The sequence below is a fragment of the Kluyvera sp. genome (assembly GCF_047971185.1).
Classification (GTDB): Bacteria; Pseudomonadota; Gammaproteobacteria; order Enterobacterales; family Enterobacteriaceae; genus Kluyvera.
This window is the reverse complement of sequence record NZ_JBKDZH010000012.1, coordinates 18,452-42,515: the sequence shown is the minus strand read 5'-3', so window position 1 is coordinate 42,515 and position 24,064 is coordinate 18,452. Positions and strand designations below refer to the sequence as shown.

Genomic DNA, 24,064 nt, shown 5'->3' with positions numbered 1-24,064 from the left:
GCGTTGACAGGAGTGTCTGATAAGCAATGAAGCGACTCAAAAATGAATTCAATGCGCTGGTCAACCGTGGGGTTGACCGGCATCTTCGTCTTGCCGTAACCGGACTGAGCCGCAGCGGCAAGACCGCCTTTATTACCGGCCTGGTGAATCAGCTGCTGAATGTCCACACCGGCGCGCGCCTGCCGCTGTTAAGCGCGGTGCGTGAAGAACGTCTGCTGGGGGTTAAACGTATTCCCCAGCGCGATCTCGGTATTCCCCGTTTTACCTACGATGAAGGGCTGGCCCAGCTGTACGGCCAGCCGCCGTCGTGGCCGACGCCGACCCGCGGGGTGAGTGAAATTCGCCTGGCGCTGCGCTACAAATCGAACGATTCGCTGCTGCGTCATTTCAAAGAGACGTCCACGCTGTATCTGGAGATCGTCGACTATCCCGGCGAGTGGCTGCTCGATCTGCCGATGCTGAATCAGGACTCTCTGACCTGGTCGCGGCAGATGACCGGGCTGCTGAACGGCCAGCGCGGCGAGTGGTCGGCCAAATGGCGCGAGCTATGCGCCGGGCTGGATCCGCTGGCCCCGGCCGATGAAAACCGGCTGGCGGAAATCGCCCAGGCCTGGACCGACTATCTGCACCGCTGCAAGCAGGAAGGGCTGCACTTTATTCAGCCGGGGCGCTTTGTGCTGCCCGGCGATATGGCCGGCGCGCCGGCGCTGCAATTTTTCCCGTGGCCGGACGTTGACGGCGCGGGGGAGGCGAAGCTGGCGCAGGCCGATAAACACAGCAACGCCGGGATGCTGCGCGAACGCTTTAACTACTACTGTGAAAAGGTGGTGAAGGGTTTTTATAAAGAACACTTCCTGCGCTTCGACCGCCAGATTGTGCTGGTCGACTGCCTGCAGCCGCTCAACAGCGGGCCGCAGGCGTTTAACGATATGCGCCTCGCGCTGACGCAGCTGATGCACAGCTTCCACTACGGCCAGCGCACGCTGTTCCGCCGCCTGTTTTCACCGGTGATTGATAAGCTGCTGTTTGCTGCCACCAAGGCGGATCACGTCACCGTCGATCAGCACGGCAATATGGTGTCGCTGCTGCAACAGCTGATCCAGGACGCGTGGCAGAACGCCGCCTTTGAAGGCATCACCATGGACTGCCTGGGGCTGGCCTCGGTACAGGCGACGCAAAGCGGGTTGATTGAGGTGAACGGCGAGAAGATCCCCGCGCTGCGTGGACACCGGCTGAGCGACGGTCAGCCGCTGACCGTCTATCCAGGCGAAGTGCCAGCGCGTCTGCCGGGGCAGGCGTTCTGGGATAAACAGGGCTTCCAGTTTGAGGCGTTTCGCCCGCAGACGATGGACGTTGACCAGCCGCTGCCGCATATCCGTCTGGATGCCGCGCTGGAGTTTTTGATTGGAGATAAGCTGCGATGACCGACTCATTTAAACCACGAATTGATTTTGACGGGCCGCTCGACGAAGTGAAGCCGGAACAGTTTAAAACCGCGCAGGCGTTTGACGGCGACGCGGCGGAAAAATTTGCTCCTGTGGCCCTCGACGAAGACGGCGAGCAGGAAGGCCAGGCCGAAGCGACGGTGGAAGCGGCGCTGCGTCCAAAACGTAGCCTGTGGCGCAAAATGGTGACCGCTGGGTTGACGCTGTTTGGCGCCAGCGTGGTGGCACAGGGCGTGCAATGGACGGTCAACGCCTGGCAGACTCAGGACTGGGCCGCGCTGGGCGGCTGCGTTGCCGGCGCGCTGATCGTCGGCGCGGGTGTCGGTTCGGTTGCCACCGAGTGGCGCAGGCTGTGGCGGTTACGCCAGCGCGCGCAGGAGCGTGATGAGGCGCGCACGCTGATGCACAGCCACGGGGTCGGCAAGGCGCGCGCGTTTTGCGAAGGGTTGGCGCGTCAGGCCGGGCTGGATCAGTCGCATCCGGCGCTTCAGCGCTGGTACGCCGCTATTCATGAAACCCAAAGCGATCGCGAGGTGGTGAGCCTCTACGCGCATCTGGTGCAGCCGGTGCTCGACGCCCAGGCGCGCCGCGAAATCAGCCGCTCGGCGGCGGAATCGACGCTGATGATTGCCGTCAGCCCGCTGGCGCTGGTAGACATGGGCTTTATCGCCTGGCGTAACCTGCGCCTGATTAACCGCATTGCCAATCTGTACGGTATTGAGCTGGGGTACTACAGTCGCCTGCGGCTGTTCCGCCTGGTGCTGATCAATATTGCCTTTGCCGGCGCCAGCGAGCTGGTGCGGGAGATCGGCATGGACTGGATGTCGCAGGATCTGGCGGCGCGGCTCTCTACCCGTGCGGCGCAGGGCATCGGCGCCGGGCTGCTGACCGCGCGTTTAGGCATCAAGGCGATGGAGCTTTGCCGTCCGCTGCCGTGGATTGATAACGACAAACCGCGGCTGGGCGATTTCCGTCGTGAGCTGATAGGGCAGCTGAAAGCCACGGTACAGAAGGGCAAAACCAACGCCGCGCAGGACCAATAAGCGAGGATGAATAACCTTATGCCAAAATGGCATAAGGTATATCTATACTTAACTTTACTGAAAGTGACAAGCAGCGCTACCTTAGCGGATACCGTCAACTGCATGATCACAATCAGGAAGTCCGATGACCAGAAAACTGCTGCCGTTATTTGTGCTGACCGCGCTGTCAGCCTCCGCTTATGCCGCCACCCCTCCGAACACGCTGGTAGTGGCTCAGGGGCTGGACGATATTGTCAGCCTCGACCCGGCGGAGGCCAACGAGCTCTCCAGCATCCAGACGGTGCCGAGCCTTTATCAGCGTCTGGTGCAGCCAGACCGCAACGATCCGGCAAAAATTACGCCGATTCTGGCGGAAAGCTGGCAGGCCGATGCGGCAGCGAAAACGCTGACCATCACGCTGAAAAGCGACGCGAAGTTTGCTTCCGGCAACCCGCTGCGCCCGGAAGATGTCATCTTCTCCTATACCCGTGCCGTGACGCTCAACAAATCCCCGGCGTTTATCCTTAACGTGCTCGGCTGGCAGCCCGACAATATCGCCAGCCAGCTGAAAAAAATAGACGACCACACGCTGCAGCTGAGCTGGACCGCCGACGTTAGCCCGGCGGTGGCGCTGAACATTCTGTCGACCCCGATTGCCTCGATTGTTGATGAGAAGCTTGTCGCCGCCAACGTCAAAGGCAGCGACTTCGGCAACGAGTGGCTGAAAATGCACTCGGCGGGCAGCGGCGCCTTCAAAATGCGCGTGTATCAGCCGCATCAGGCCATCGTGCTGGAAGCCAACGAAACCTCGCCGACCGGCGCGCCGAAGCTGAAAAACGTGATCATCAAAAACGTGCCCGATCCGGCCTCCCGTCGTCTGCTGATTCAGCAGGGCGACGCCGACGTGGCGCGCGATCTGGGGGCTGACCAGATTGACGCTCTGCAGGGCAAACCGGGCCTGCAGGTGCTGAGTATTCCTTCCGCCGAGCAAAACTACCTGGTGTTCAACACCGGCAACAGCACCAACCCGCTGCTGGCCAACCCAGCATTCTGGGAAGCGGCCCGCTGGCTGGTGGACTATAACGGCATCACTAAAGATCTGCTGAAAGGCCAGTACTTCGTGCATCAGAGCTTCCTGCCGGTCGGTTTCCCGGGCGCGCTGGATAACACTCCGTTCAAATTTGACCCGGCGAAAGCCAAAGAGATTCTGGCCAAAGCCGGGATTAAAGATGCCCATTTCACCCTTGATGTCGAAAACAAACCGCCGTTTATCACCATCGCGCAGTCCATGCAGGCGAGCTTTGCCCAGGGCGGGGTGAAGGTCGATCTGCTTCCTGCGGCGGGGAGCCAGGTTTACGCGCGCGTGCGTGCCAAACAGCATCAGGCGGCTATTCGCCTGTGGATCCCGGATTACTTCGATGCGCACTCGAACGCCAGCGCTTTCGCCTATAACGATGGCAAATCCAGTACCGTCGCTGGCCTGAACAGCTGGAAAATCCCGGAGCTGAACAAAGCGACGCTGGCGGCGGTGGCCGAGCCGGATGCGGCGAAACGCCTCGACCTGTACAAAAAAATGCAGGAAGAACTGCAACGTAACTCGCCGTACGTGTTTATCGACCAGGGTAAAACCCAGATTGTTATCCGCGACAACGTCAAGGGCTACCAGCAGGGGCTGAACGCCGATATGGTCTGGTACGACCGCGTCACGAAATAACCGCCATTGTTTTCAGCGGCCCGACGGCATGAACCGTTGGGCCGCTGCCGTTTGTTTTCTCGTTGATATACGGAATGCTCATGCCCGCCGCTTTATCGAATCCAACCGCGCAGCGAACCCGGCGTTTACTCTCCGCGCTATTGCAGGGCCTGCTAACGCTGGCGCTTACCCTGCTGGGGCTGCTGCTGGTCACCTTCGCGCTCTCCGCGCTGTCGCCCGTCGACCGGGTGCTGCAAATTGTCGGCGACCACGCCAGCCAGTCGACCTACGATCAGGTGCGTCACCAGCTCGGTCTTGACCGCTCGCTGCCGGTGCAGTTCTGGCACTACCTCGTGAATCTGACCCACGGCGATCTCGGCACCGCCAGCGCCACCGGGCAGCCGGTGCTGCACGACCTGCTGGCCGCTTTTCCGGCGACGCTGGAGCTGGCGACGCTGGCGCTGATTATCGGCGCGGTCTTTGGCGTGATTGCCGGCGTGCTGTGCGCCCGCTACGCCGGTTCGCCGTGGGATTTCGCCGTGCGCACGCTGACGCTGCTGGGCAACTCGGTGCCGATTTTCTGGCTCGGGCTGCTGATGCTGGCGCTGTTTTACGCGAAGCTACAGTGGAGCCCCGGCCCCGGTCGGCTGGACGATATTTATCAGTTCACCATTGAGCCGAAAACCGACTTCGCGCTGATGGATACCTGGCTTTCCGGCGACCGGGAGGCGTTTCGCAACGCCTTCAGCCATCTGGTGCTGCCGGTGCTGCTGCTGGCCTACTATTCGCTGGCCAGCATTACGCGGCTGACGCGATCGGCCTGCCTGAGCGAAATGAACAAAGAGTACATTCTGCTGGCGCGCGCGAAGGGTGCCGGGGAGATGAGCATTCTGCTGCGCCACGTGCTGCCGAACATTCGCGGCACGCTGCTGACGGTGATTGCGCTGGCCTATACCTCAATGCTGGAAGGCGCGGTGCTGACCGAGACGGTATTTTCCTGGCCGGGCATTGGTCGCTATCTGACGACGGCGCTGTTTGCCGGTGATACGGCGGCGATTATGGGGGGAACGCTGCTGATTGGCGTGTGTTTCGTATTGATTAATAACCTCACCGACGTCCTGGTGCGGCTGACCGACCCGAGGGTTCGCTGATGCCAGTTTCGCTATTTTTACGCCGTCTGCTGCGTTCTCCCGCCGCCTGTTGCGGGCTGACGGTGATTACCTTACTGGTTCTGACCGCGCTGTTCGCGCCATGGCTCGCGCCAATGGACCCCAACTGGCAGGATGCCGCGATGCGCCTGCAAATGCCCTCAGCCCAGCACTGGCTGGGCACCGACAGCTATGGTCGTGACCTGCTTTCCCGGCTGATCTATGGCACCCGCCCGGCGCTGGGGCTGGTGGCGCTGGTCACGGTGATTACGCTGCCGGTGGGGCTGCTAATAGGCATTCTGTCCGGCTATTACGGCGGCTGGCTGGAGCGCATCCTGATGCGCTTTACCGACGTGGTGATGTCGATGCCGCGGCTGATTCTGGCCTTCGCCTTTGTAGCGATGCTTGGCCCCGGGCTGGTCAATGGCGCGCTGGCGCTGGCGCTGACCACCTGGCCCGCCTATGCGCGTCAGGCGCGCAGCGAGATTCAGCGCCTGCGGCACAGCGATTATCTCGCTGCCGCGGAAATGATGGGCATTCGTGGCCTACGGCTACTGGTGGGGCACATTCTGCCGCTGTGCCTGCCGTCGGCGATCGTCCGTCTGGCGCTGGATCTGGCGGGGATCATCCTGGCCGCTGCGGGCTTAGGTTTCCTCGGCCTGGGTGCCCGTCCGCCGATGGCGGAGTGGGGCGCGATGATTGCCGACGGGATGCAGGTGATTTTTGACCAGTGGTGGATAGCCGCCGCGCCCGGGGCCGCGATCCTGATCGCCAGCCTGGCGTTTAACCTGCTGGGTGATGGTTTACGTGACGTACTGGAGCCGCAACATGACTGAGCCACGACTCTCCGTAGAGGGGCTGAATATTGATTATCCCGGGGCGCGGGTGGTCAACAATATGCGTTTTACGCTAGGCAACGAGCGGCTGGCGCTGGTGGGGGAATCCGGCTCCGGTAAATCGATGACCGCCCGCGCGTTAATGGGGCTGGTGCGTAAACCCGGCGTGGTCAGCGCGAAACGGCTGAACGTACTGGGCCACGACGTGCTGTCGCTGGATGCCAGGGGCTGGCGCGGGCTGCGCGGCAACGATATCGCGATGGTGTTGCAGGACCCGCGCTACGCGCTTAACCCGGTGAAAACGGTTTATGCACAGCTGGAGGAGGCGTTAACGCTGCATCAGCGCCTGAGCCGCCGTGAGCGGCAGGAGAAAATTGAAGCTGCGGTACTGGCGATGGGCCTGGACCCGCGAGTGCTGCACCGCTATCCGGGCGAGCTGTCCGGCGGGATGGGACAGCGGGTGATGATCGCCATTGCGCTGATCAACGACCCGCAGGTGCTGATTGCTGACGAACCGACCTCGGCGCTGGATGCGCGGTTGCGTAACCAGATCCTTGAACTGTTGGTGGCGCAGTGCGAGCAGCGGCATATGGCGATGCTGCTGATTAGCCACGACCTGCCGCTGGTGGCGCAGCACTGCGACCGCGTACTGGTGATGTATCAGGGCAACGGCGTTGACGAGATGGCGGCCCGCGACCTGCCGCAGGCGACGCACCCCTACACGCGCACGCTGTGGACCTGTCGCCCGAACGCGCAGACCTACGGGCAGATGCTGCCCACGCTGGATCGCACGCAGAATTTTGAGGAGGCGGCGCATGGCGATCGTTAATCTTGAGGCGCTACAGGTCACCTTCGGCGACAAAACGGCGGTGTCTGCCGCCCATTTTCACGTTGACGCGGGCGAGACGTTCAGCCTGATTGGCGAGTCCGGCTGCGGTAAATCGACGATTTTACGCGTGATTGCCGGGCTACAGCGCGACTGGCGCGGCAGCGTTGCGCTGTTTGGCCAGAACATCACCCCGGGCGCGCGCTTTCAGGGAGAACTGCGGCGCAACGTGCAGATGGTCTTCCAGGATCCCTACGCCTCGCTGCATCCGAATCATACGCTGTGGCGCACCCTGAGCGAGCCGCTGCGTATCCACGGCGAAGCGGATATCGAAGCGCGTGTCACAACCGCGCTGGAGCAGGTGGGTCTGCCCGCCGACGCGGCGCGGCGTTATCCGCATCAGCTCTCCGGCGGCCAGCGTCAGCGGGTCGCGATTGCCCGCGCGCTGCTGCTGCGCCCGAAAATCCTGCTGCTCGACGAGCCCACGTCGGCGCTGGATATGTCGGTGCAGGCCGAGATCCTCAACCTGCTTAACCGCCTGAAGCAGGCGCATGGCATGACCTATCTGCTGGTGAGCCACGACGCGGATGTCATTGCCCATATGTCCGACCGCGCGGCGTTTATGGCCAATGGCGTGATTCAGCGCTTTTTCGATCGCCACGCGCTGGAACGGGGCGAGCATCGAATGGGGTAACCTCATCTGTAGCCCGGCCGAGCGAAGCGACGCCGGGACAGCTACCGTATAACTTTACGGCACAACGGCCATTTTTCCGCCATACTGTCAATAATTGTTGACAGTCATCTTCCCGCCAGCCGATAACTGTCTTATTATTCATACGTCTTTGGCTTTTAAGGGTGAACACTCCCATGCGTCTTGAAGTCTTTTGTGAAGACCGTCTCGGTCTGACACGTGAACTGCTCGATCTTCTGGTGCTGCGCGGCATTGACCTGCGCGGTATCGATATCGACCCTGTTGGCCGAATCTACCTCAATTTCGCGGAGCTGGATTTCACCAGCTTCAGTAGCCTGATGGCGGAAATCCGCCGTATTGCTGGCGTCACCGACGTCCGTACCGTGCCATGGATGCCCTCCGAGCGTGAACACCTGGCGCTGAGCGCGCTGCTGGAAGCGATGCCAGAGCCGGTGCTGTCGCTGGACACGCGCAGCAAAATTGAACGCGCTAACCCGGCGAGCTGTCAGCTGTTTGGCATGAGCCAGGACAAGATGCGCAACCACAACGTGGCGCAGCTGATTAGCGGCTTTAACTTCCAGCGCTGGCTGGAGAGCGATACGGTGGAGTCGCACGCCGAGCACGTGGTGATCCACGGGCAAAACTTCCTGCTGGAAGCCACGCCGGTGTATCTGAGCGGTGAAAACGACGCCCGCGTGCTGGCCGGCGCGGTGCTGATGCTGCGCTCCACGCTGCGCATGGGCCGTCAGCTGCAAACCATGACCACCCAGGACGTCAGCGCCTTCAGCCAGATTGTCGCCGTTAGCCCGCGTATGCGTCAGGTGGTCGATCAGGCGCGCAAGCTGGCGCTGCTGACCGCCCCGCTGCTGATTGTCGGTGAAACGGGTACCGGTAAAGATCTGCTGGCCCACGCCTGTCATCTGGCGAGCCCACGCGCGGCGAAACCGTATCTGGCGCTTAACTGCGGCTCGATTCCGGAAGACGCGGTCGAGAGCGAGCTGTTTGGCGATGCCGCCGATGGCAAAAAGGGTTTCTTTGAACAGGCCAACGGCGGTTCGGTGCTGCTGGACGAAATCGGCGAAATGTCGCCGCGCATGCAGACTAAACTGCTGCGTTTCCTCAATGACGGTACTTTCCGCCGCGTCGGTGAGGATCACGAGGTGCACGTCGACGTGCGCGTGATCTGCGCGACGCAGAAAAACCTGGTGGAGCTGGTGCAGAAAGGGTTGTTCCGCGAAGATCTCTACTATCGCCTGAACGTGCTGACGCTGAACCTGCCGCCGCTGCGCGACCGCCCGCAGGACATCATGCCGCTGACCGAACTGTTCGTCGCGCGCTTTGCCGATGAGCAGGGGATTTCACGACCAAAACTGTCTGCCGATCTCAACACCGTGCTGACCCGCTACGGCTGGCCGGGCAACGTCCGTCAGCTGAAAAACGCGGTTTATCGCGCGCTGACCCAACTGGAAGGCTATGAACTGCGCCCGCAGGACGTGCTGCTGCCGGATCACGACGTCTCGAGCGCGGCGGTCGGGGAAGAGGCGATGGAAGGCTCGCTGGACGACATTACCCGCCGCTTTGAACGCTCGGTGCTGACCCAGCTTTATCGCAGCTATCCGAGTACGCGCAAGCTGGCTAAGCGCCTTGGCGTTTCGCATACCGCAATTGCCAACAAATTGCGGGAATATGGCCTGAGCAACAAGAAGACTGAAGAGTAACGCTTGCGGCACGATAACCCCGGTAGCGCCGCGCTGCCGGGGAATTCACCGCGCATCAGAATAGAAAAATTTGCATCATAATTCCTAAACTTTCCGCGTTTCCCTCGACAATTCCCGCTACGTTTTTCGCAGAATGATTTTTTTTGTGATCTCTATACAGTTTTAACACCCATCGCCTGAATACTGTTGGCTCTCCAAAATAGGGGGATGTATGAATACGTGCGATGGAGCTGTAAAAGCAAGGCGGAAAATATATATTACGCTGAGCCTGTTTATATTAGTGTACTTCTTTTCGTGGAAAGCGACACTGGATACCTATTCATTCTGGTTATCAGAAAAGATCGGCCTGGACGGCGTGGCGATCGGTATCGTGTTTGCGGTTAACGGCTTTTGTGCGGTATTAATTAAACCGGTCTACGGTTTCCTCATCGATCGCCTTGGGCTGCGCAAAGATCTCCTTTTCTTTATTTCTCTGATTTCTATTACCGTATTTCCGTTCTTCTTTTATATCTATAAACCGCTATTACAAAATGTTCTTTATCTGGGGATTGTGGTTGGCGCGGTGTTTTTAAGTATGGGCTATTACGCCGGGTGCGCGGCGGCGGAGTCATACCTTGATCGTTTCGGGCGCTTGTTTGACCTGGAGTTTGGCCAGATTAGAATGTGGGGTGCCATTGGCTCGGTCTTTTCCGCTGCCAGCACGGGCTATATTTTCAATATTAATCCGATGATTAACTTTGGTATCAGCTCCGCTGGCGCGCTGGTGATCCTGATTATCGTGCTGACCATGAAGATTGAGGTCAGCGACGAGGTGAAAAGCCGTATCATTTCGAAAGAAAAAACCGCGCTGAAAGATATTACCGCGCTGTTCAGACTGCGTAAATTCTGGACCTTTGTACTCTACGTCTGCGGCGTTGTGTGGGTGCTGTTTGTCGCTGAACAGCAGTATCCGCGCTTCTTTATCACCTTTTATGCCAGCAAGGAGGCCGGGCACCAGATGTACGGCTATCTTGGCGCGGCAAGCCTCGGCTGTGAATTCCTGTTTATGATGATTGCGCCGGGCATTGTTAATCGGCTGGGGCCGAAAGCCGGGATGCTGATTACCGGTTTTGTGGTGGCGGCGCGCTTTATTGGCTCCGGGTTGGTGACCAGCGCGCTGGCAATTGGCATTATTAAACTCTCCTGGGGCATTGAAATGTCGTTCCTGCTGGTGTCGGTATTCAAATATCTGGAGATGAATTTTGATAAGAAAGTGAACGGCACCATGTATTTGCTGGGCTATCAAAGCGTGAACTATGTGGGTACCGTGCTGCTCTCACCGTTAAGTGGTTACTTATATGAAAAGATTGGTTTTGCCGATACCTATCTGTTAATGGGCTGTACCGTACTGCTATTTACGGTGATTTCCGCGGTGTTATTAACGAATAACGCATCCACCGCTCCGCTAACGTTGAATACCGAACGCTCGTGAGCCGCCAATGAAAAGAGAAGATATTATTCACCGCCTTTACCAGCTGATGAACACCACCGTTCACCGAACGCTAAATAAACAGCAAAGTTTTGGCCACACCTTAACGCTGGAAGGCGACCCTTACGTTAGCGGTAAATTTGCGCTGGCGCTAAGCGTGTTGCTTGAAAGGGCACCTGAATGCGCCGGAGAGTGGCAGGGCGTCTGGCCAGCGCTGGTGGAAGCGCCGTGTGATAACTGGGGGAAATACTATTTTCTGCAGGCGCTGCTGAAGCTACAACAAAACGGGCAGCTGGCGCGCGTCTTAACTCCCGAACAACTCGCCACGCTGCGCGAGAAGCTGGACTGGCGCGAGATGGTTGACGAAGGCTCGTGGCAACTGAATCCGCGTTTCCCGACCAACTTTTACGGCGTGGCGTTCAGCGTCGCGCGCCTGCGCTTTTTGTTGGGCTGGGAGAGTGAACGGGCCTCGCAGGGCATTTTGCAGAGGCTGCTTGACCATTTTCGCGCCCACGCCGAAAGCGGCTGTGCGGACGAAACCAACGGGCGCGGGCGGTTCGACCGCTACAGCGTGCTGCTGGTGGCGGAAATCTGTCAGCGGCATCTGGAAACCGGGCTTGCGGTGGCCGACTGGCTCAAAGAGGCATTACGCCAGGCCGCAACGCTGGTGCTGGCGATGCTTAACGATAACGGCAGCGGTTTCCAGTGGGGGCGATCCATCGGCGCTTATGGCGACAGCGCCTTTAATGAAATTCTGGCGGTCAGCGCGCGGTTAGGGCTACTCGACCCGCAGCAGCAGGCAGCGGCCAGCACCTTTTCGCTGGCCTGTAGCGAGCGCTTCCTCAATTTCTGGTATGACGAGGAAGAACAAAGCATCAACCTGTGGTTTAAGGGTCGACAAACCGATGCTTATCGCGCCGAGCATCGGCTGGTAGGGGAAAATATCAGCCTTTGCGTGCAGCACCTGAACGTCCAGCAAGCGTGGGCCCGGCTGCCGGCTTATGAAATGTCGGCGGTCAGTCCGCAGCCGATGGCGCTCACCTATACCGCATTTCGCGAAACGGGCTATACGCGTGGGCTATTTCAGTGGAATGACGGTTTACGCACCTTCACGCTGCCGCTGATCAACGGCGATCGCCCTTATCATGCCACGTCGCCTTATTTCCCCATCCCCTTTAGCGATGGGCTGTTTACCGGCGTGGCGCAGGGGGACGCACCGCTGTGGGTGCCGGGGATACACGATGCACGCGGGCGGGTGCTGCGGCCGCTGGTTTGGTTTAGCGGCTGCCGCCATCAACAAACCGCGGGCGGCTGGGAGATTGTCTTCGAATGCGAGGCGCTGGATGTGGTCGCCGAAGGAGGGGAAGCGGTGCAGGAACCGCAGCGCGACGCCGATTTTACCTGTCGGACGCGCTACCTTATCGCACCGGGATGCGTGACGCGCGAGGATACCTTCACCTGCCCGCCGGGCGGCGCGTTACGCATTGAGCTGCTGGCGGCGGTGTACGACGCGCAGCTGCCGGTGGTGCTTCAGGGCTATACCCACACCGAACGCCGACGCACCACGCTGTGTAGCCCAACCGGCCCGCTGGCGCAGGAGATTATCGCGCGAGCCGAGCTGTGTGACCGGACCCTATTGACCGTGAGCTGGCAGGTGCACTACAGCGAATGATAAAAACGATGTGATAAATAAGGTGATGACATCTTTTGTCCAGCGAATAGCCTGGTGAAAATGATAAAGCGTACCGGGTTGGATTAATTTTATCTTGTTAACCAGAGGAACTATGGCAGCACAGTCCGGCTATGGTAAAGATGTCACGCTACTGGAAACGCTAGAAATTGATGAAAGTGCGATCTATTTCAATCGCATGAAAAACACGTCGGCAGATTACTATCATTTTCATGAATGCCCGGAGATGCTTGTTATTACTCAGGGGGTAGGGATTGCCGTGGCGGAACACCAGCAGTTTACGGTAAAACCGGGGCGGCTATTCGTTTTTCCTCCCGGGCGGGTGCATAAAATTTACGTTGAGCAGGGCGAGCGTAATCAGTATCACCGTACCACGCTGCACTTTAACAGCACCTTGCTGGTGCCTTTCTTCCGCGACTTTCCTCGCCTGCAGATGCTGCTGCGCCAGCTAAGCAGCTACGGGGAGAAGATCCGTATTTTTGATGTTTCCACCCTTCAGCCAATGATTGAAATACTGTTTGAGCGTTTCGAACGACTGGTAAACGCGCAGCTGGTCACCATTAACGACAGCGCGCTGCTGCTAATGCAGTTGGTCAGCTTTCTGCCGGGCCAGGAGCTGGAGAACGCGATGCTTTCCGAGCGGAACGCGTTTTCCGCCAACATTATCCGCTGGATTGAAGAACACTTTCAGGAACATTGCTCGCTGGAGGCCGTGGCGGCGGCATCAGGCTGCTCGGAAGGGCACGCCTCACGTCGCTTCCGCCGCGAAACCGGAGGTACGTTGCAGGAGTATGTGATCATGCGGCGAATTCGTCATGCCTGCGAACTGCTGGTGCATACCACGCTGTCGGTCAGGGAAGTGGGGGAACGTTCGGGATTTACTGAATATGCCTGGTTCATCACCAGTTTTCGAAAATATATGGCAAAAACACCCCTCCAGTACCGTAAATCATATAGTCTAAGAGGCTGAGGGATAAGAAATTGTCCTGACCACAAGGGTCAGGACAACGGTATTACGCTTTCAGTGCCGCCAGTGCAGCATCGTAGTCCGGCTCGTTGGTTATTTCGTTCACCAGCTCGCTGTACACGACGTTGTCGTTTTCATCGATAACCACAACGGCACGTGCCGCCAGGCCTTTCAGCGCGCCATCGGCAATGCCGACGCCATAGGTCTGCAGGAATTCCGGCGCGCGCAGGGTAGACAGCGTCACGACGTTGCTCAGACCTTCCGCGCCGCAGAAGCGAGACTGGGCGAACGGCAGGTCAGCGGACACGCACAGAACGACGGTGTTCGCCAGTTCGCCAGCCAGCTGGTTGAATTTACGCACGGATGCCGCGCAAACGCCGGTATCGATGCTCGGGAAAATGTTCAGAACTTTACGTTTGCCAGCGAACTGGCCCAGGGTGACGTCAGACAGATCTTTTGCCACCAGCGTAAACGGTTGAGCTTTATCGCCCGCCTGTGGGATAGAACCTTGAACAGCAACGGGATTGCCCTGGAAATGTACGGTTTGCGACATGATTATCTTCCTGTTTACATATAGTTAACGTCGACCCTAGTGTATGACAACAGGTGTTAACACGGCAAACCCTATTTACGCCTGTATGAAAGGAGCCAAAATGAGAAAGCTGCGAGTATTCGAAGAGGCCTGGCCGCTGCATACGCCGTTTGTTATCGCACGCGGCAGCCGCAGCGAGGCAAAGGTGGTAGTGGTTGAGCTGGAACAGGATGGCGTAAAGGGCGTCGGTGAATGCACGCCGTACCCGCGCTACGGCGAGAGCATCGCCTCGGTGATGGCGCAGGTTATGGCGATAGGCGAGCAGCTGGAGCGCGGCATCACCCGTGAACAGCTCGGTCATTTGCTCCCGGCAGGAGCGGCGCGCAACGCGGTTGATTGTGCGTTATGGAGTCTGGAAACCGCGCTGAGTGGAAGTGACGTTGTCACTCAACTAGGCGTGACCCTACCTGACACCGTCACCACGGCGCAAACGGTGGTGATCGGCACGCCGGAACAGATGGCCGCCAGCGCGAGTGCGCTGTTTGCCAGCGGCGCGCGGCTGCTGAAGGTAAAACTGGATAACCACTTTATCTGCGAGCGGATGGTGGCGATTCGTGAAGCCGCGCCGGAGGCCACGCTGATTGTCGACGCCAACGAGTCCTGGCGCGGCGACGGTCTGGCGGCGCGCTGCCAGCTGCTGGCGGATCTCAACGTCGCGATGCTGGAACAGCCGCTGCCGGTGGGCGAAGACGAGGCGCTGGATAACTTTATTCATCCGCTGCCGATCTGCGCCGATGAAAGCTGCCATACCCGCGAAGACCTGCCGGTGCTGCGCGGGCGCTATGACATGGTCAATATCAAGCTGGATAAAACCGGCGGCCTTACCGAGGCGCTGGCGCTGGCCGCCGAAGCGAAAGCCCAGGGCTTCGCGCTGATGCTCGGCTGCATGCTGTGCACCTCCCGCGCCATCGCCGCCGCGCTGCCGCTGGCGACACAGGTGCGTTTCGCCGACCTCGACGGCCCCACCTGGCTGGCCGCCGACGCGCAGCCGGCCTTACATTTTACCTGCGGTGAGCTTCATTTGTGATGCGCCGACTGCCAGTGCAGCAGCCCCGTCATCGCCGCCAGATACTTCTCGCTGGCCTCATCTGAGGAGATGGGCGGGAACTCGGCGGTGATGCAGTGCAGGCCAATATCGTTGCACCAGCTGCCGAACGAGCCGGGCGTTTCGTAGCCCACGCTGCTGACCAGCGGCAGCGTGAATGCGTCGGCCAGCCATTGCCCCAGCTCGCTGTGGCGGGGGTCTTCAATACAGGCCAGCGGGTCGTGAAACGACACCACCCACGCCGGACTTATCTGATGAATTAACTGACACAGCGCCCGACTCTCCGGCTCGGAGCCAGGACGGCTGCCGGTCAGCAATACCACGTCGCGCTCATCGGCGGCGCTGTTCCAGCGATAGACCGTTTCTCCCGTTTTCCAGTTGGCGGATGGAAAGTTGCGATTGAGATCCACACCGTTGGCGTTGGCGCGCAGCCCCAGCTGGCAGCCGTCCGGGTTAACCGCCAGCACCACGTGATGACGTCGCAGCTCCGGCGCCAGCGTGCGCAGCGCGCAGGAGAGGGTCACCACCGATGCGTTTTCGTCACCGTGAGTACCGGCAATGATTAACCCGCTCTGCGGCCCTGCCAGCGGCGCGGGAAACCAGATAAGCGGTGCGCCCAGCAGTGAACGACCATAGTGTTGCGTTCCGGGCGGGAAAGCGCCGCGCTGGGCGCGAGGGCGGATGGCTGACATAGCGTGAGTCCTGATACACAAAGAGGATATTGAGCAGTGTTGTGCAAAATCCGCCGCGAATCAAATAGTTTCCTGAACGGTAATTGACGCTACAAATCAATTTTCTGCGACATGGCGTTTGCAATTATGGCGAGTGAAACAAATAATATTTTCATTATGTTGTGTGGGTTTACCTACTTTTAAGGGGATGTCATGAAGTATCCTTTCACCTTGACCTGCTGTGCCGCGCTGCTGGCGGGTTTGAGTACTGCCGCCGTGGCGGCCGATGTTCCCGCCGGGACGACGCTGGCAAAACAGCAGGAGCTGGTGCGCCATATCAAAGATGAACCCGCCTCATTAGACCCGGCGAAAGCCGTCGGGCTGCCGGAAATCCAGGTGATTCGCGACCTGTTTGAAGGGCTGGTGAATCAGGACGCCAACGGCAATATCATTCCGGGCGTCGCTACCCGCTGGCAGACTAACGATCAGAAAATCTGGACCTTTACGCTGCGTAACGATGCCAAATGGTCAGACGGTACGCCAGTAACGGCGCAGGATTTCGTCTACAGCTGGCAGCGTCTGGTTGACCCGAAAACCACCTCGCCGTTTGCCTGGTTTGCGGCGCTGGCGGGGATAACCAACGCGCAGGATATTATTGACGGCAAAGCCAAACCTGAAACCTTAGGCGTGACGGCGGTGGATGCCCGCACGCTGCGCGTACAGCTTGATAAGCCGCTGCCGTGGTTTGTGAATCTGACGGCGAACTTCTCGCTCTATCCGGTCAATAAAACCGTCGTCGAAAGCGATAAAAACTGGACCCGCCCCGGCAAGCTGGTCGGGAACGGCGCGTACGTGCTGGCCGAGCGCGTGGTGAATGAAAAGCTGGTGGCGACGCCAAATCCGTATTACTGGGATAACGCTAAAACGGTGATTCAGAAGGTCACCTTTATGCCGATTAACCAGGAGTCTGCGGCCACCAAGCGCTACCAGGCCGGGGATATCGACATCACCGAATCATTCGCCAAAAACCAGTATCAGAAGCTCAAAAAAGAGCTGCCGGGCCAGGTCTTTACGCCTGCTCAGCTCGGCACCTACTACTACGCTTTTAACACTCAGAAAGGGCCTACCGCCGATGCGCGCGTGCGTCTGGCGCTGAGCATGAGCATCGATCGGCGGATTATTGCCGAAAAAGTGCTGGGAACCGGCGAAAAACCGGCGTGGCGCTTTACCCCGGACGTGACGGCGGGCTTCAAGCCGCAGCCGTCGGCGCTGGAAGAGAGCAGCCAGGCGGAGCTGAACGCGCAGGCGAAAACGCTGCTGCAGGCGGCAGGCTACGGTCCGAACCGCCCGCTGAAGCTGACGTTGCTGTATAACACCCAGGAAGTGCATCAGAAGATTGCCATTGCGGTCGCCTCAATGTGGAAGAAAAATCTGGGCGTGGACGTGAAGCTGCAAAACCAGGAGTGGAAAACCTATATCGATAGCCGCAACACCGGTAATTTCGATGTGATCCGCGCCTCGTGGGTCGGCGACTACAACGAACCGTCAACCTTCCTGTCGCTGCTTACCTCGACCAACAGCGGCAACATCGCGCGCTTTAACGACCCGGCCTATGACAAAGTGATCCGCCAGGCTTCGCTGGAGAACACCGCCGAGGCGCGTAACGCCGATTACAACGCGGCGGAGAAAATCCTCGCCGAGAAAGCGCCGATTGCGCCGATTTATCAGTATACCAACGGGCGTCTTATCAAGCCGTGGGTGAAAGGATACCCGATCACCAATCCGGAAGACGTGGCGTATACGCATACGATGTATATCATCAAGCACTGATAACGCCATCGCGGCAAAACTCAGAACGGGCGCCACTTACCGCGCCCGTTTTCTTACGCCGCATTTTTCTTCCTGAAGGTAAAACGCCTGATTCATGAATCCATTGCATAGGTCAAATCAGCTTTAGCAGGCTAATCGCGGCGAGGTTTGTCGCTTAAAATCATGTTTTAACATGATGGGGGCTTAGCCGTGGAATATTCAGTATTAAGTAACAACCTCAGGATGCCGATGATGGGGTTTGGCGTTTTCAAGGTTACCGATAAAGAAGAGTGTAAGCAGTCGGTGTTAAGCGCTATTCGCACGGGTTATCGCCTTATTGATACCGCAGCCGTCTATGGCAACGAAGACGCCGTAGGGGAGGCCGTTCGTGAAGCCATCGCTGAAGGGCTATGCACCCGCGAGGAGCTCTTTATTACCTCCAAGCTGTGGGTGCAGGATATGGCCAGCTACGACGCGGCGAAAGCCGGTATTGCGGCGTCCCTGGAAAAATCCGGGTTAGACTATTTTGACCTCTATTTACTGCATCAGGCCATGCGCGACTACTTCAGCGCGTGGCGCGCGCTGGAAGAGGCTTATGATGCTGGCAAGCTGAAAGCCATTGGCGTGTCGAACTTCTATGCGCACGTGTTAACCAACTTCTGCGAAACCGTCAGAATTAGGCCGATGGTCAATCAGGTTGAACTGCACCCGTACTTTGCGCAACCTGACGCGCTGGAAACCATGAAGCACTACCATGTTCAGCCTGAAGCCTGGGCACCCTTAGGCGGCGGGAGACACCAGCCGTATGACGATGAACTGCTGCAGGGCATCGCCGCTGCGCATCAAAAAACCATCGCTCAGGTGGTCCTGCGCTGGAACGTGCAGCGCGGCGTCACCGTGATCCCGAAATCTACCCGTCAGCAGCGTATTGAAGAGAACTTTGCGATCTGGGATTTTGCGCTCAGCGAGGCGGAAATGACGCAGATTGCCGCGCTGGATTTAGGCTACGTGGGGGAAGCGGTGAAACATTTTAATCCTGAATTTGTTCGCGGCTGTCTTGGGGTGAAAATCCATGACTGAGCGGCGTTCATGACAAAAAAACAGGCGCAAATAAGCGCCTGTTTTTTGCCCGCTCGCCGTTCTACCGCAACAGTTCGGCAAACTTTGCCAGCCACTGCGGATGCGCAGGCCACGCCGGTGCGGTGACCAGATTGCCATCGACATAGGCCTGATCGATAGCAATTTCAGCATATTCGCCGCCGCTAAGCCGCACTTCCGGCGCGCAGGCCGGGTAGGCGCTACAGGTGCGCCCTTGCAGCACGCCCGCGGCGGCCAGCAGCTGCGGGCCATGGCAGACGGCGGCGATCGGTTTGTTCGCTACATCGAAGTCTTGTACCAGCTTAATCACCGCTTCATACAAACGCAGGTATTCCGGCGCCCGTCCGCCGGGGATCAGCAGCGCATCGTAATCTGCTTCATTAACGCTGGCAAAATCGGCATTGAGCACGAAGCGATGGCCGGGTTTCTCGCTGTAGGTCTGGGCGCCGTCAAAATCATGAATTGCCGTCATGATGTAGTCGCCTTTCGGTTTGTCGGGGCAGACGGCATCCACCTGATGCCCAATCATCTGCAAGGCCTGGAAGGGCACCATCGTTTCGTAATCTTCCGCATAATCGCCAACCAGCATCAGTATCTTTTTGCCTGCCATAACCCATCCTCGTGGAGTAACGATGTCTAAGATATAGCCTGGCGGCAGGGGGATAGCGAACCACAAAGCGCGCGCTGCATCACGGATACGGCTTTTACCCGGGCGGCGCGCCTTCCTACGGCGGTCTATACTTGGCAGACGACTCCACGCGCGCGATATCCGCCGCCTCCACCGCTTTATGTTCGGGCAAACAGAGATGATCTATATGTCTGATGTCATGATATTTGGCAACGTGCTGCTCGCCATTTTTCTGCTCCTGCTGCTGGCAAGCTACCTGTTTTCGAAGCTCAACGTGCCGATTTCCGTACTGTTTACCACGTGGCTCTCTGCCGCCGCGGCCTTTGCGCTGCTGGTGGTGCTGGTGCTGATGCCGGGAATCAAAAATGATGAACTGGCGCTGGGCAAACGCTGGCTTGAAGAGTGCACGGTCATTGAAAAATTTGAGCGCCACACGCTAAGCGAACCGACCAATCGACTTAAATGTCATGGCCTGGAGGAGCAGGTGGACGCCAGCGACTACCAGACCTTCACGCTGGCCTATCTCGAACGCGGGGAGCGTTAACCTATTGATACCGGGGCTCGAACCTACCTTCGCCTATTTCACCTGCCAGTACGGCGGCGTACCAAACGTCTCAACGTAGTAATCAATCACCGCGCGCACGTTGAGCGGCGGGTGACGAGCGTTGGGGTAGATAGCGGCAATCTGCTGCGCTTCGGTACGAATCGCCGCGTCATAATCCGCGAGCAGCTTAATCAGCGTACCGTTTTTCAGGCAGTCGCCCATCAGCCAGTCGGGAAACAGCACCAGCCCCATGCCGCCAAGCGCGGCGGTGAGCAGCGCGTCGGCGTTATTGGAGACCAGCGCTGGCGTCAGCGGATAGTGCACCCACGGCGCTTCACCTTGCCGCAGCAGCCAGCGGTTTGCGCCGGAAGATCCTCTGTAGACCAGGCACGCATGCCGCGACAGCTCGTCCGGCGTGCGCGGTGCGCCGTGCCGGTGCAGATAGGCGGGCGAGGCGGCCACATGATAGTGCTGCTCACCAAAGACGCGCGCGTGAAAGGCCGAGTCGGTCAGCGTGCCGATACGAAAAATAACGTCGGCGGCCTCACGATGGGGATCGATAAAGTCGTCGGTGAGCATCAGTTCAATCCGCAGCCCCGGATAGCGGGTGGCCAGCCCGCCAATCGTGGGGGCGATATGCCGCTGGCCAAAGAATACCGGTGCATTGATGCGTACCAGACCGGACGGCACAACCGCGCGGTTTTGCAACGCTTCTTTCGCGCGCTCCAGCTCTTCGGCAATGGCGCGCACCGGGTCAATAAGCTGTCGCGCCGCCTCTGTCGGCATCACCGAGCGCGTATTGCGATAAAAAAGCTGCTGGCCTATCGCCTCTTCAAACTGCTGCATGGTGCGTGAAATCATCGACGGCGATACCCCTTCTTTACGGGCGACAAGCGAAAAACTTTGCGCGTCGTAAACCGCGATGAAGAACAGCAGCGTGCGGATATTTGTCGTGCTGAGATCGACCATTAATGCAAATCCTGGAAAAGTGTTTCTCTATTTATACCATTTTTAACGCAATCAAAATTGATTATCTTTCTCGCCGTTAACGATGGGAGTAGATGATGCAACTGTTACTGATTGTGCTTGTGATTGCCGGCGGCATGGGGCTGTCGGTCGAGGCCGGAATTCTTGGGCCGCTTGGCGGTGAAGTGGGGGACTTATGGGCGACGTTCAGTATTTTCGGCGTGGGTGCCGTACTGACATTTTTACTGATGCTGTTCTTCAGCCCGCGCTCGGGGCCGTCGTTTTTCGCCCAGCCGGGCTGGACGCTATTAGGCGGCGTGCTGGGGCCCATTTACGTGATGATATTAACCGTTGCCGCCCCGATTATTGGCGTAGCGATGACCATGATCGGCGTCCTGGCGGGCCAGGTCTTTAAAAGCCTGTTGATTGATCATTACGGTCTGTTTGGGGTCGCGCATCGAAAAATTAACGTTCAACGCCTGTATGCGCTGGTGTTTATTCTGGCCGCGCTGCTGCTGGTGGCAAGGGGATAAAAATGTTTGTGATCATGATTTTACTTGCGGTACTGGGTGGCGCAACGTTAAGCATTCAGGCGGCGATTAACGGCCGGCTGGGCAGCCAGGTGGGCGTCTTAAAAAGCGCGTTTCTGACCTTCGCGGTGGGGGCGCTGGTCACGGCGCTGCTGATTGTGTATTTCGAACCGGTTCAGGCGGTCACCCTGCTGGACGTGCCGAAATGGCAGCTGATGGGGGCGATGTTTGGCGTGCCGTATATCGTCATTATGGTGCTGGCGGTGCAGCGTATCGGCACCGGCGTTGCCACGGTGGCGGTGATCTTTGGTCAGCTGGCGATGAGCATGCTGATTGACCATTTCGGCTGGCTGGGGAACGCCTCGATTCACTTTTCGTTGACCCGGCTGGGCGCGGTGGTGTGTTTAGCGATTGCGCTCTACTTTATTTATTCGAGCAACCGGACGAACGGCGAACGCGCGTAAATGCGTTCCTGCGTGCCATCAGTGAGGCTGGAGCCAGGCCCACTGATGGCTGTCTAACTCAAGCCTGTCTCTTTTTCCCCGTTGAGGATGAGATGTCGCGGCGTAGCGCGGCGGGAGCGTGAGGGCCGCTGCTCAACGGCAGATTGCTCAGCATCACCTCAATATCTTCTGCCGGTACTGGGTCGGAGAACCAGAATCCCTGCAGCGCATCGCAGCCCAGCCCGGAGAGAATGCGCTGCTGCTCCTGGGTCTCTACGCCTTCAGCTACCACGTCCATGTTCATTGAGTGGGCGATAGTGATAATCGTCGAGACAATTTTAATGTTCTTACTGTTCTCCCGCATATCCTTCATAAAGCTTTTATCGATTTTCAGTTCTCCGGCCGGGAGATCCTGCAATGCCAGCATGTTGGAGTAGCCGACGCCAAAGTTATCAATGGAGAGGGTGAGGCCGATGCGGCAGAAATCGTTAAAAATCTGCACGCTGCGATCGAAACCGTGCAGCGCCGCGGTTTCGGCAAGCTCGATAGTCAAGCGCGTCGGTGAAATGCGATGGCGAACCAGCGCGTCACAGACCTGCTCGTAGAAGTTCTGCTGCTCAAACTGCACCGGTGAAATATTGAGCGACAGCGTCCAGTCATCATGCCCGGCAATGCTCCACTTATGCAGTTGAACGCAGGCCTGTTCCAGCACCCAGTTACCCACCGGCACGATCAGGCCGGTATTCTGCAGGGTCGAAAGGAAGACGTCCGGCAGCAGTATGCCTTTTTTCGGATGGCGCCAGCGCAGCAGGGCTTCGAAGCCGTAAATGCGTTTGTCTTTGACGTGATATTTCGGCTGGTACCACAGCTCAAACTGACCGCGCTCCAGCGCCTGGGTGAGATCCTGTAAGAAATGCGCGCCCTGCCACGCGCTGTCGAGCATTGACTCGTGATAGAACACCCAGCCGTTACGCCCGCCGTGTTTGACATGATACATCGCCGTATCGGCGGCCAGCTTCAGATCCTGCGGCGTTTCGCCGTGCCCGGGATAGAGGCTGATGCCGACGCTGAGTGAAATTTGCAGTATCTGCCCGGAATGGTAAAACGGCCGCCGGATGCTCTCGACCATCCGCGCGCAGATATCGGCGATTTCCGCCTCGGTGCAGTCGGGGGCCAGCAGAATAAATTCATCGCCGCCGATGCGGGCGAGGGTCATTTTCGGCGTCAGGCAGGCGCTCATGCGGTTAGCGACGGAGACCAGCAGGTTATCGCCAACGTGATGGCCCCAGGCGTCGTTGACCAGCTTAAAGCGATCGAGATCCATCAGCACCAGCGCGAAGGTGCTGCCAGCCAGCTTTGATTGATGCAGGCAGGCGAGCAGACGCATATCAATCTGGCTGCGGTTCGCAAGGCCGGTCAGGCCGTCGTAGCGCGCCTGCTGCTCAAGCTGCTGGTTCAGGCGCTGGAGGTTTTCGGTGAGGCGGGTGGTGCGCACCTGCGAGTCGACCATCGAGATCATCAGCATCAGCCCCAGCAGTAGCAGGGTGGTGACGGAAACCCATATCGAGAGTCCTTCTTCACTGACCATTGCCGCATGATTGGCCATCATGTGCCCGTGGCCGGTAAAGGTGGCGGCGCTCATGCCGGTATAGTGCATCGCGGCTATGGCAATCCCCATGGCGAGCGCCGCGCCGACACGCGTGAGCAGCACGCCTTTGCTGTTCAGGCGCAGGCTGAAGGCCAGCCATAGACCGACGCAGGAAGCCACGATGGCAATCACCACCGAGGCGATAATCAGCGGAATGCTCCAGGTGATATCATCATGAGCCATCAGCGCCGCCATGCCGACATAGTGCATGGTGACGACGCCGCTGCTCAGCAGGGCGGTGGCAATGCACAGGCGCTTAAGCGAGAGCGTATTCCCCGCTACGGCGATATTAATCGCCAGCGAAGAGGCAATAATTGCCGCCAGCAGCGAAACGATCGTCAGCTCAAGGTGATAACTCATCGGCATGGGCATTTTCATGGCCAGCATGCCGATAAAATGCATCGACCAGATCCCAATACCCAGCGTCGCGCCGCCGGTAATACGCCAGAAGATAGCCGCCTTCTTATTTGAAGCGGCAATTTTTGCAGCACTATCAAGCGCGACGAAAGACGCGATGAATGCCACCAGGAATGAAATACCGACCAGTATCGGGTCCCACGAAGCGTGTAGCATCATGCAATCCATA

22 protein-coding genes are annotated in these 24,064 nt (G+C 58.6%); 17 read left to right on the top strand and 5 right to left on the bottom strand.

The features are described 5' to 3' along the window. Nucleotides 1–26: 26 nt before the first annotated feature. From ACK5JN_RS01935 to ACK5JN_RS01885, 11 genes are all read left to right on the top strand, one after another. The gene (locus tag ACK5JN_RS01935) at nucleotides 27–1,424 is read left to right on the top strand and encodes a YcjX family protein (protein ID WP_416868604.1); all 1,398 of its coding nucleotides are present in this window, start codon (nucleotides 27–29) and stop codon (nucleotides 1,422–1,424) included. Continuing rightward, entirely contained in the window at nucleotides 1,421–2,488 is a 1,068-nt protein-coding gene (locus tag ACK5JN_RS01930) for a TIGR01620 family protein (RefSeq protein ID WP_416868603.1), read from the top strand. The genes ACK5JN_RS01935 and ACK5JN_RS01930 overlap by 4 nt, the downstream gene beginning before the upstream one ends. Nucleotides 2,489–2,612: 124 nt before the next feature. After that, a complete protein-coding gene (locus ACK5JN_RS01925; protein ID WP_416868602.1) occupies nucleotides 2,613–4,181 on the top strand; it encodes an ABC transporter substrate-binding protein in 1,569 nt (522 codons plus the stop codon). A gap of 80 nt (nucleotides 4,182–4,261) precedes the next feature. Continuing rightward, on the top strand, nucleotides 4,262–5,311 hold the full coding sequence (locus ACK5JN_RS01920; protein WP_416868601.1) for an ABC transporter permease: 1,050 nt from the start codon (nucleotides 4,262–4,264) through the stop codon (nucleotides 5,309–5,311). Then, a complete protein-coding gene (locus ACK5JN_RS01915) occupies nucleotides 5,311–6,144 on the top strand; it encodes an ABC transporter permease (protein WP_416868600.1) in 834 nt (277 codons plus the stop codon). The genes ACK5JN_RS01920 and ACK5JN_RS01915 overlap by 1 nt, the downstream gene beginning before the upstream one ends. Next, the gene (locus ACK5JN_RS01910) at nucleotides 6,137–6,973 is read left to right on the top strand and encodes an ABC transporter ATP-binding protein (protein ID WP_416868599.1); all 837 of its coding nucleotides are present in this window, start codon (nucleotides 6,137–6,139) and stop codon (nucleotides 6,971–6,973) included. Before ACK5JN_RS01915 ends, ACK5JN_RS01910 begins: the two co-directional genes overlap by 8 nt. After that, complete coding sequence (locus tag ACK5JN_RS01905; RefSeq protein WP_416868598.1) at nucleotides 6,960–7,664, top strand: ABC transporter ATP-binding protein; 705 nt, start codon at nucleotides 6,960–6,962, stop codon at nucleotides 7,662–7,664. Before ACK5JN_RS01910 ends, ACK5JN_RS01905 begins: the two co-directional genes overlap by 14 nt. A 173-nt stretch (nucleotides 7,665–7,837) precedes the next feature. Continuing rightward, complete coding sequence (gene tyrR / locus ACK5JN_RS01900; protein ID WP_416868597.1) at nucleotides 7,838–9,379, top strand: transcriptional regulator TyrR; 1,542 nt, start codon at nucleotides 7,838–7,840, stop codon at nucleotides 9,377–9,379. Between the two features lie 211 nt (nucleotides 9,380–9,590). After that, nucleotides 9,591–10,850: an oligosaccharide MFS transporter gene (locus tag ACK5JN_RS01895; protein WP_416868596.1), complete on the top strand. Its 1,260-nt coding sequence runs from the start codon at nucleotides 9,591–9,593 to the stop codon at nucleotides 10,848–10,850. A gap of 7 nt (nucleotides 10,851–10,857) precedes the next feature. Next, complete coding sequence (locus tag ACK5JN_RS01890; protein ID WP_416868595.1) at nucleotides 10,858–12,519, top strand: hypothetical protein; 1,662 nt, start codon at nucleotides 10,858–10,860, stop codon at nucleotides 12,517–12,519. A 112-nt stretch (nucleotides 12,520–12,631) separates the two neighbouring features. Continuing rightward, the gene (locus ACK5JN_RS01885; RefSeq protein WP_416868594.1) at nucleotides 12,632–13,507 is read left to right on the top strand and encodes a helix-turn-helix domain-containing protein; all 876 of its coding nucleotides are present in this window, start codon (nucleotides 12,632–12,634) and stop codon (nucleotides 13,505–13,507) included. A 43-nt stretch (nucleotides 13,508–13,550) separates the two neighbouring features. Here the strand turns inward: ACK5JN_RS01885 and tpx are convergent, their stop codons facing one another. Continuing rightward, nucleotides 13,551–14,057 (bottom strand): thiol peroxidase, encoded by a 507-nt coding sequence (gene tpx, locus ACK5JN_RS01880; RefSeq protein WP_064545896.1) that lies wholly within the window; start codon nucleotides 14,055–14,057, stop codon nucleotides 13,551–13,553. Between the two features lie 100 nt (nucleotides 14,058–14,157). Here tpx and ycjG point away from each other — a divergent pair, with 100 nt between their 5' ends. Next, nucleotides 14,158–15,123, top strand: a complete 966-nt coding sequence (gene ycjG / locus ACK5JN_RS01875; protein ID WP_416868593.1) for an L-Ala-D/L-Glu epimerase — start codon at nucleotides 14,158–14,160, stop codon at nucleotides 15,121–15,123. On the opposite strand, the gene mpaA is transcribed toward ycjG, so the two are convergent. After that, entirely contained in the window at nucleotides 15,114–15,833 is a 720-nt protein-coding gene (gene mpaA, locus ACK5JN_RS01870) for a murein tripeptide amidase MpaA (RefSeq protein ID WP_416868592.1), read from the bottom strand. The genes ycjG and mpaA overlap by 10 nt on opposite strands. Before the next feature lie 192 nt (nucleotides 15,834–16,025). Between mpaA and ACK5JN_RS01865 the strand changes: the two genes are divergently transcribed. Both ACK5JN_RS01865 and ACK5JN_RS01860 read left to right on the top strand, forming a co-directional pair. Further along, nucleotides 16,026–17,642, top strand: coding sequence for a peptide ABC transporter substrate-binding protein (locus ACK5JN_RS01865; RefSeq protein WP_416868591.1), 1,617 nt, complete (start codon nucleotides 16,026–16,028; stop codon nucleotides 17,640–17,642). 189 nt (nucleotides 17,643–17,831) lie between these two features. Continuing rightward, a complete protein-coding gene (locus ACK5JN_RS01860; RefSeq protein WP_416868590.1) occupies nucleotides 17,832–18,701 on the top strand; it encodes an aldo/keto reductase in 870 nt (289 codons plus the stop codon). A gap of 61 nt (nucleotides 18,702–18,762) precedes the next feature. Here the strand turns inward: ACK5JN_RS01860 and ACK5JN_RS01855 are convergent, their stop codons facing one another. Beyond that, on the bottom strand, nucleotides 18,763–19,329 hold the full coding sequence (locus tag ACK5JN_RS01855) for a DJ-1/PfpI family protein (protein ID WP_416868589.1): 567 nt from the start codon (nucleotides 19,327–19,329) through the stop codon (nucleotides 18,763–18,765). 205 nt (nucleotides 19,330–19,534) lie between these two features. Between ACK5JN_RS01855 and ACK5JN_RS01850 the strand changes: the two genes are divergently transcribed. Then, nucleotides 19,535–19,891: a hypothetical protein gene (locus ACK5JN_RS01850; protein ID WP_416868588.1), complete on the top strand. Its 357-nt coding sequence runs from the start codon at nucleotides 19,535–19,537 to the stop codon at nucleotides 19,889–19,891. Between the two features lie 33 nt (nucleotides 19,892–19,924). Here ACK5JN_RS01850 and ACK5JN_RS01845 read toward each other — a convergent pair whose 3' ends face one another. Then, nucleotides 19,925–20,860, bottom strand: coding sequence for a LysR family transcriptional regulator (locus tag ACK5JN_RS01845; RefSeq protein WP_416868587.1), 936 nt, complete (start codon nucleotides 20,858–20,860; stop codon nucleotides 19,925–19,927). Nucleotides 20,861–20,955: 95 nt separating this feature from the next. Here ACK5JN_RS01845 and ACK5JN_RS01840 point away from each other — a divergent pair, with 95 nt between their 5' ends. Beyond that, nucleotides 20,956–21,390: a DMT family transporter gene (locus ACK5JN_RS01840; RefSeq protein WP_416868657.1), complete on the top strand. Its 435-nt coding sequence runs from the start codon at nucleotides 20,956–20,958 to the stop codon at nucleotides 21,388–21,390. Between the two features lie 2 nt (nucleotides 21,391–21,392). Beyond that, the gene (locus tag ACK5JN_RS01835) at nucleotides 21,393–21,851 is read left to right on the top strand and encodes a DMT family transporter (RefSeq protein ID WP_416868586.1); all 459 of its coding nucleotides are present in this window, start codon (nucleotides 21,393–21,395) and stop codon (nucleotides 21,849–21,851) included. A 58-nt stretch (nucleotides 21,852–21,909) separates the two neighbouring features. Here the strand turns inward: ACK5JN_RS01835 and ACK5JN_RS01830 are convergent, their stop codons facing one another. Beyond that, nucleotides 21,910–24,054 carry a putative bifunctional diguanylate cyclase/phosphodiesterase gene (locus tag ACK5JN_RS01830; RefSeq protein ID WP_416868585.1) on the bottom strand — a complete coding sequence of 715 codons (2,145 nt, stop codon included), beginning with the start codon at nucleotides 24,052–24,054 and terminating at the stop codon, nucleotides 21,910–21,912. Nucleotides 24,055–24,064: the final 10 nt, after the last annotated feature.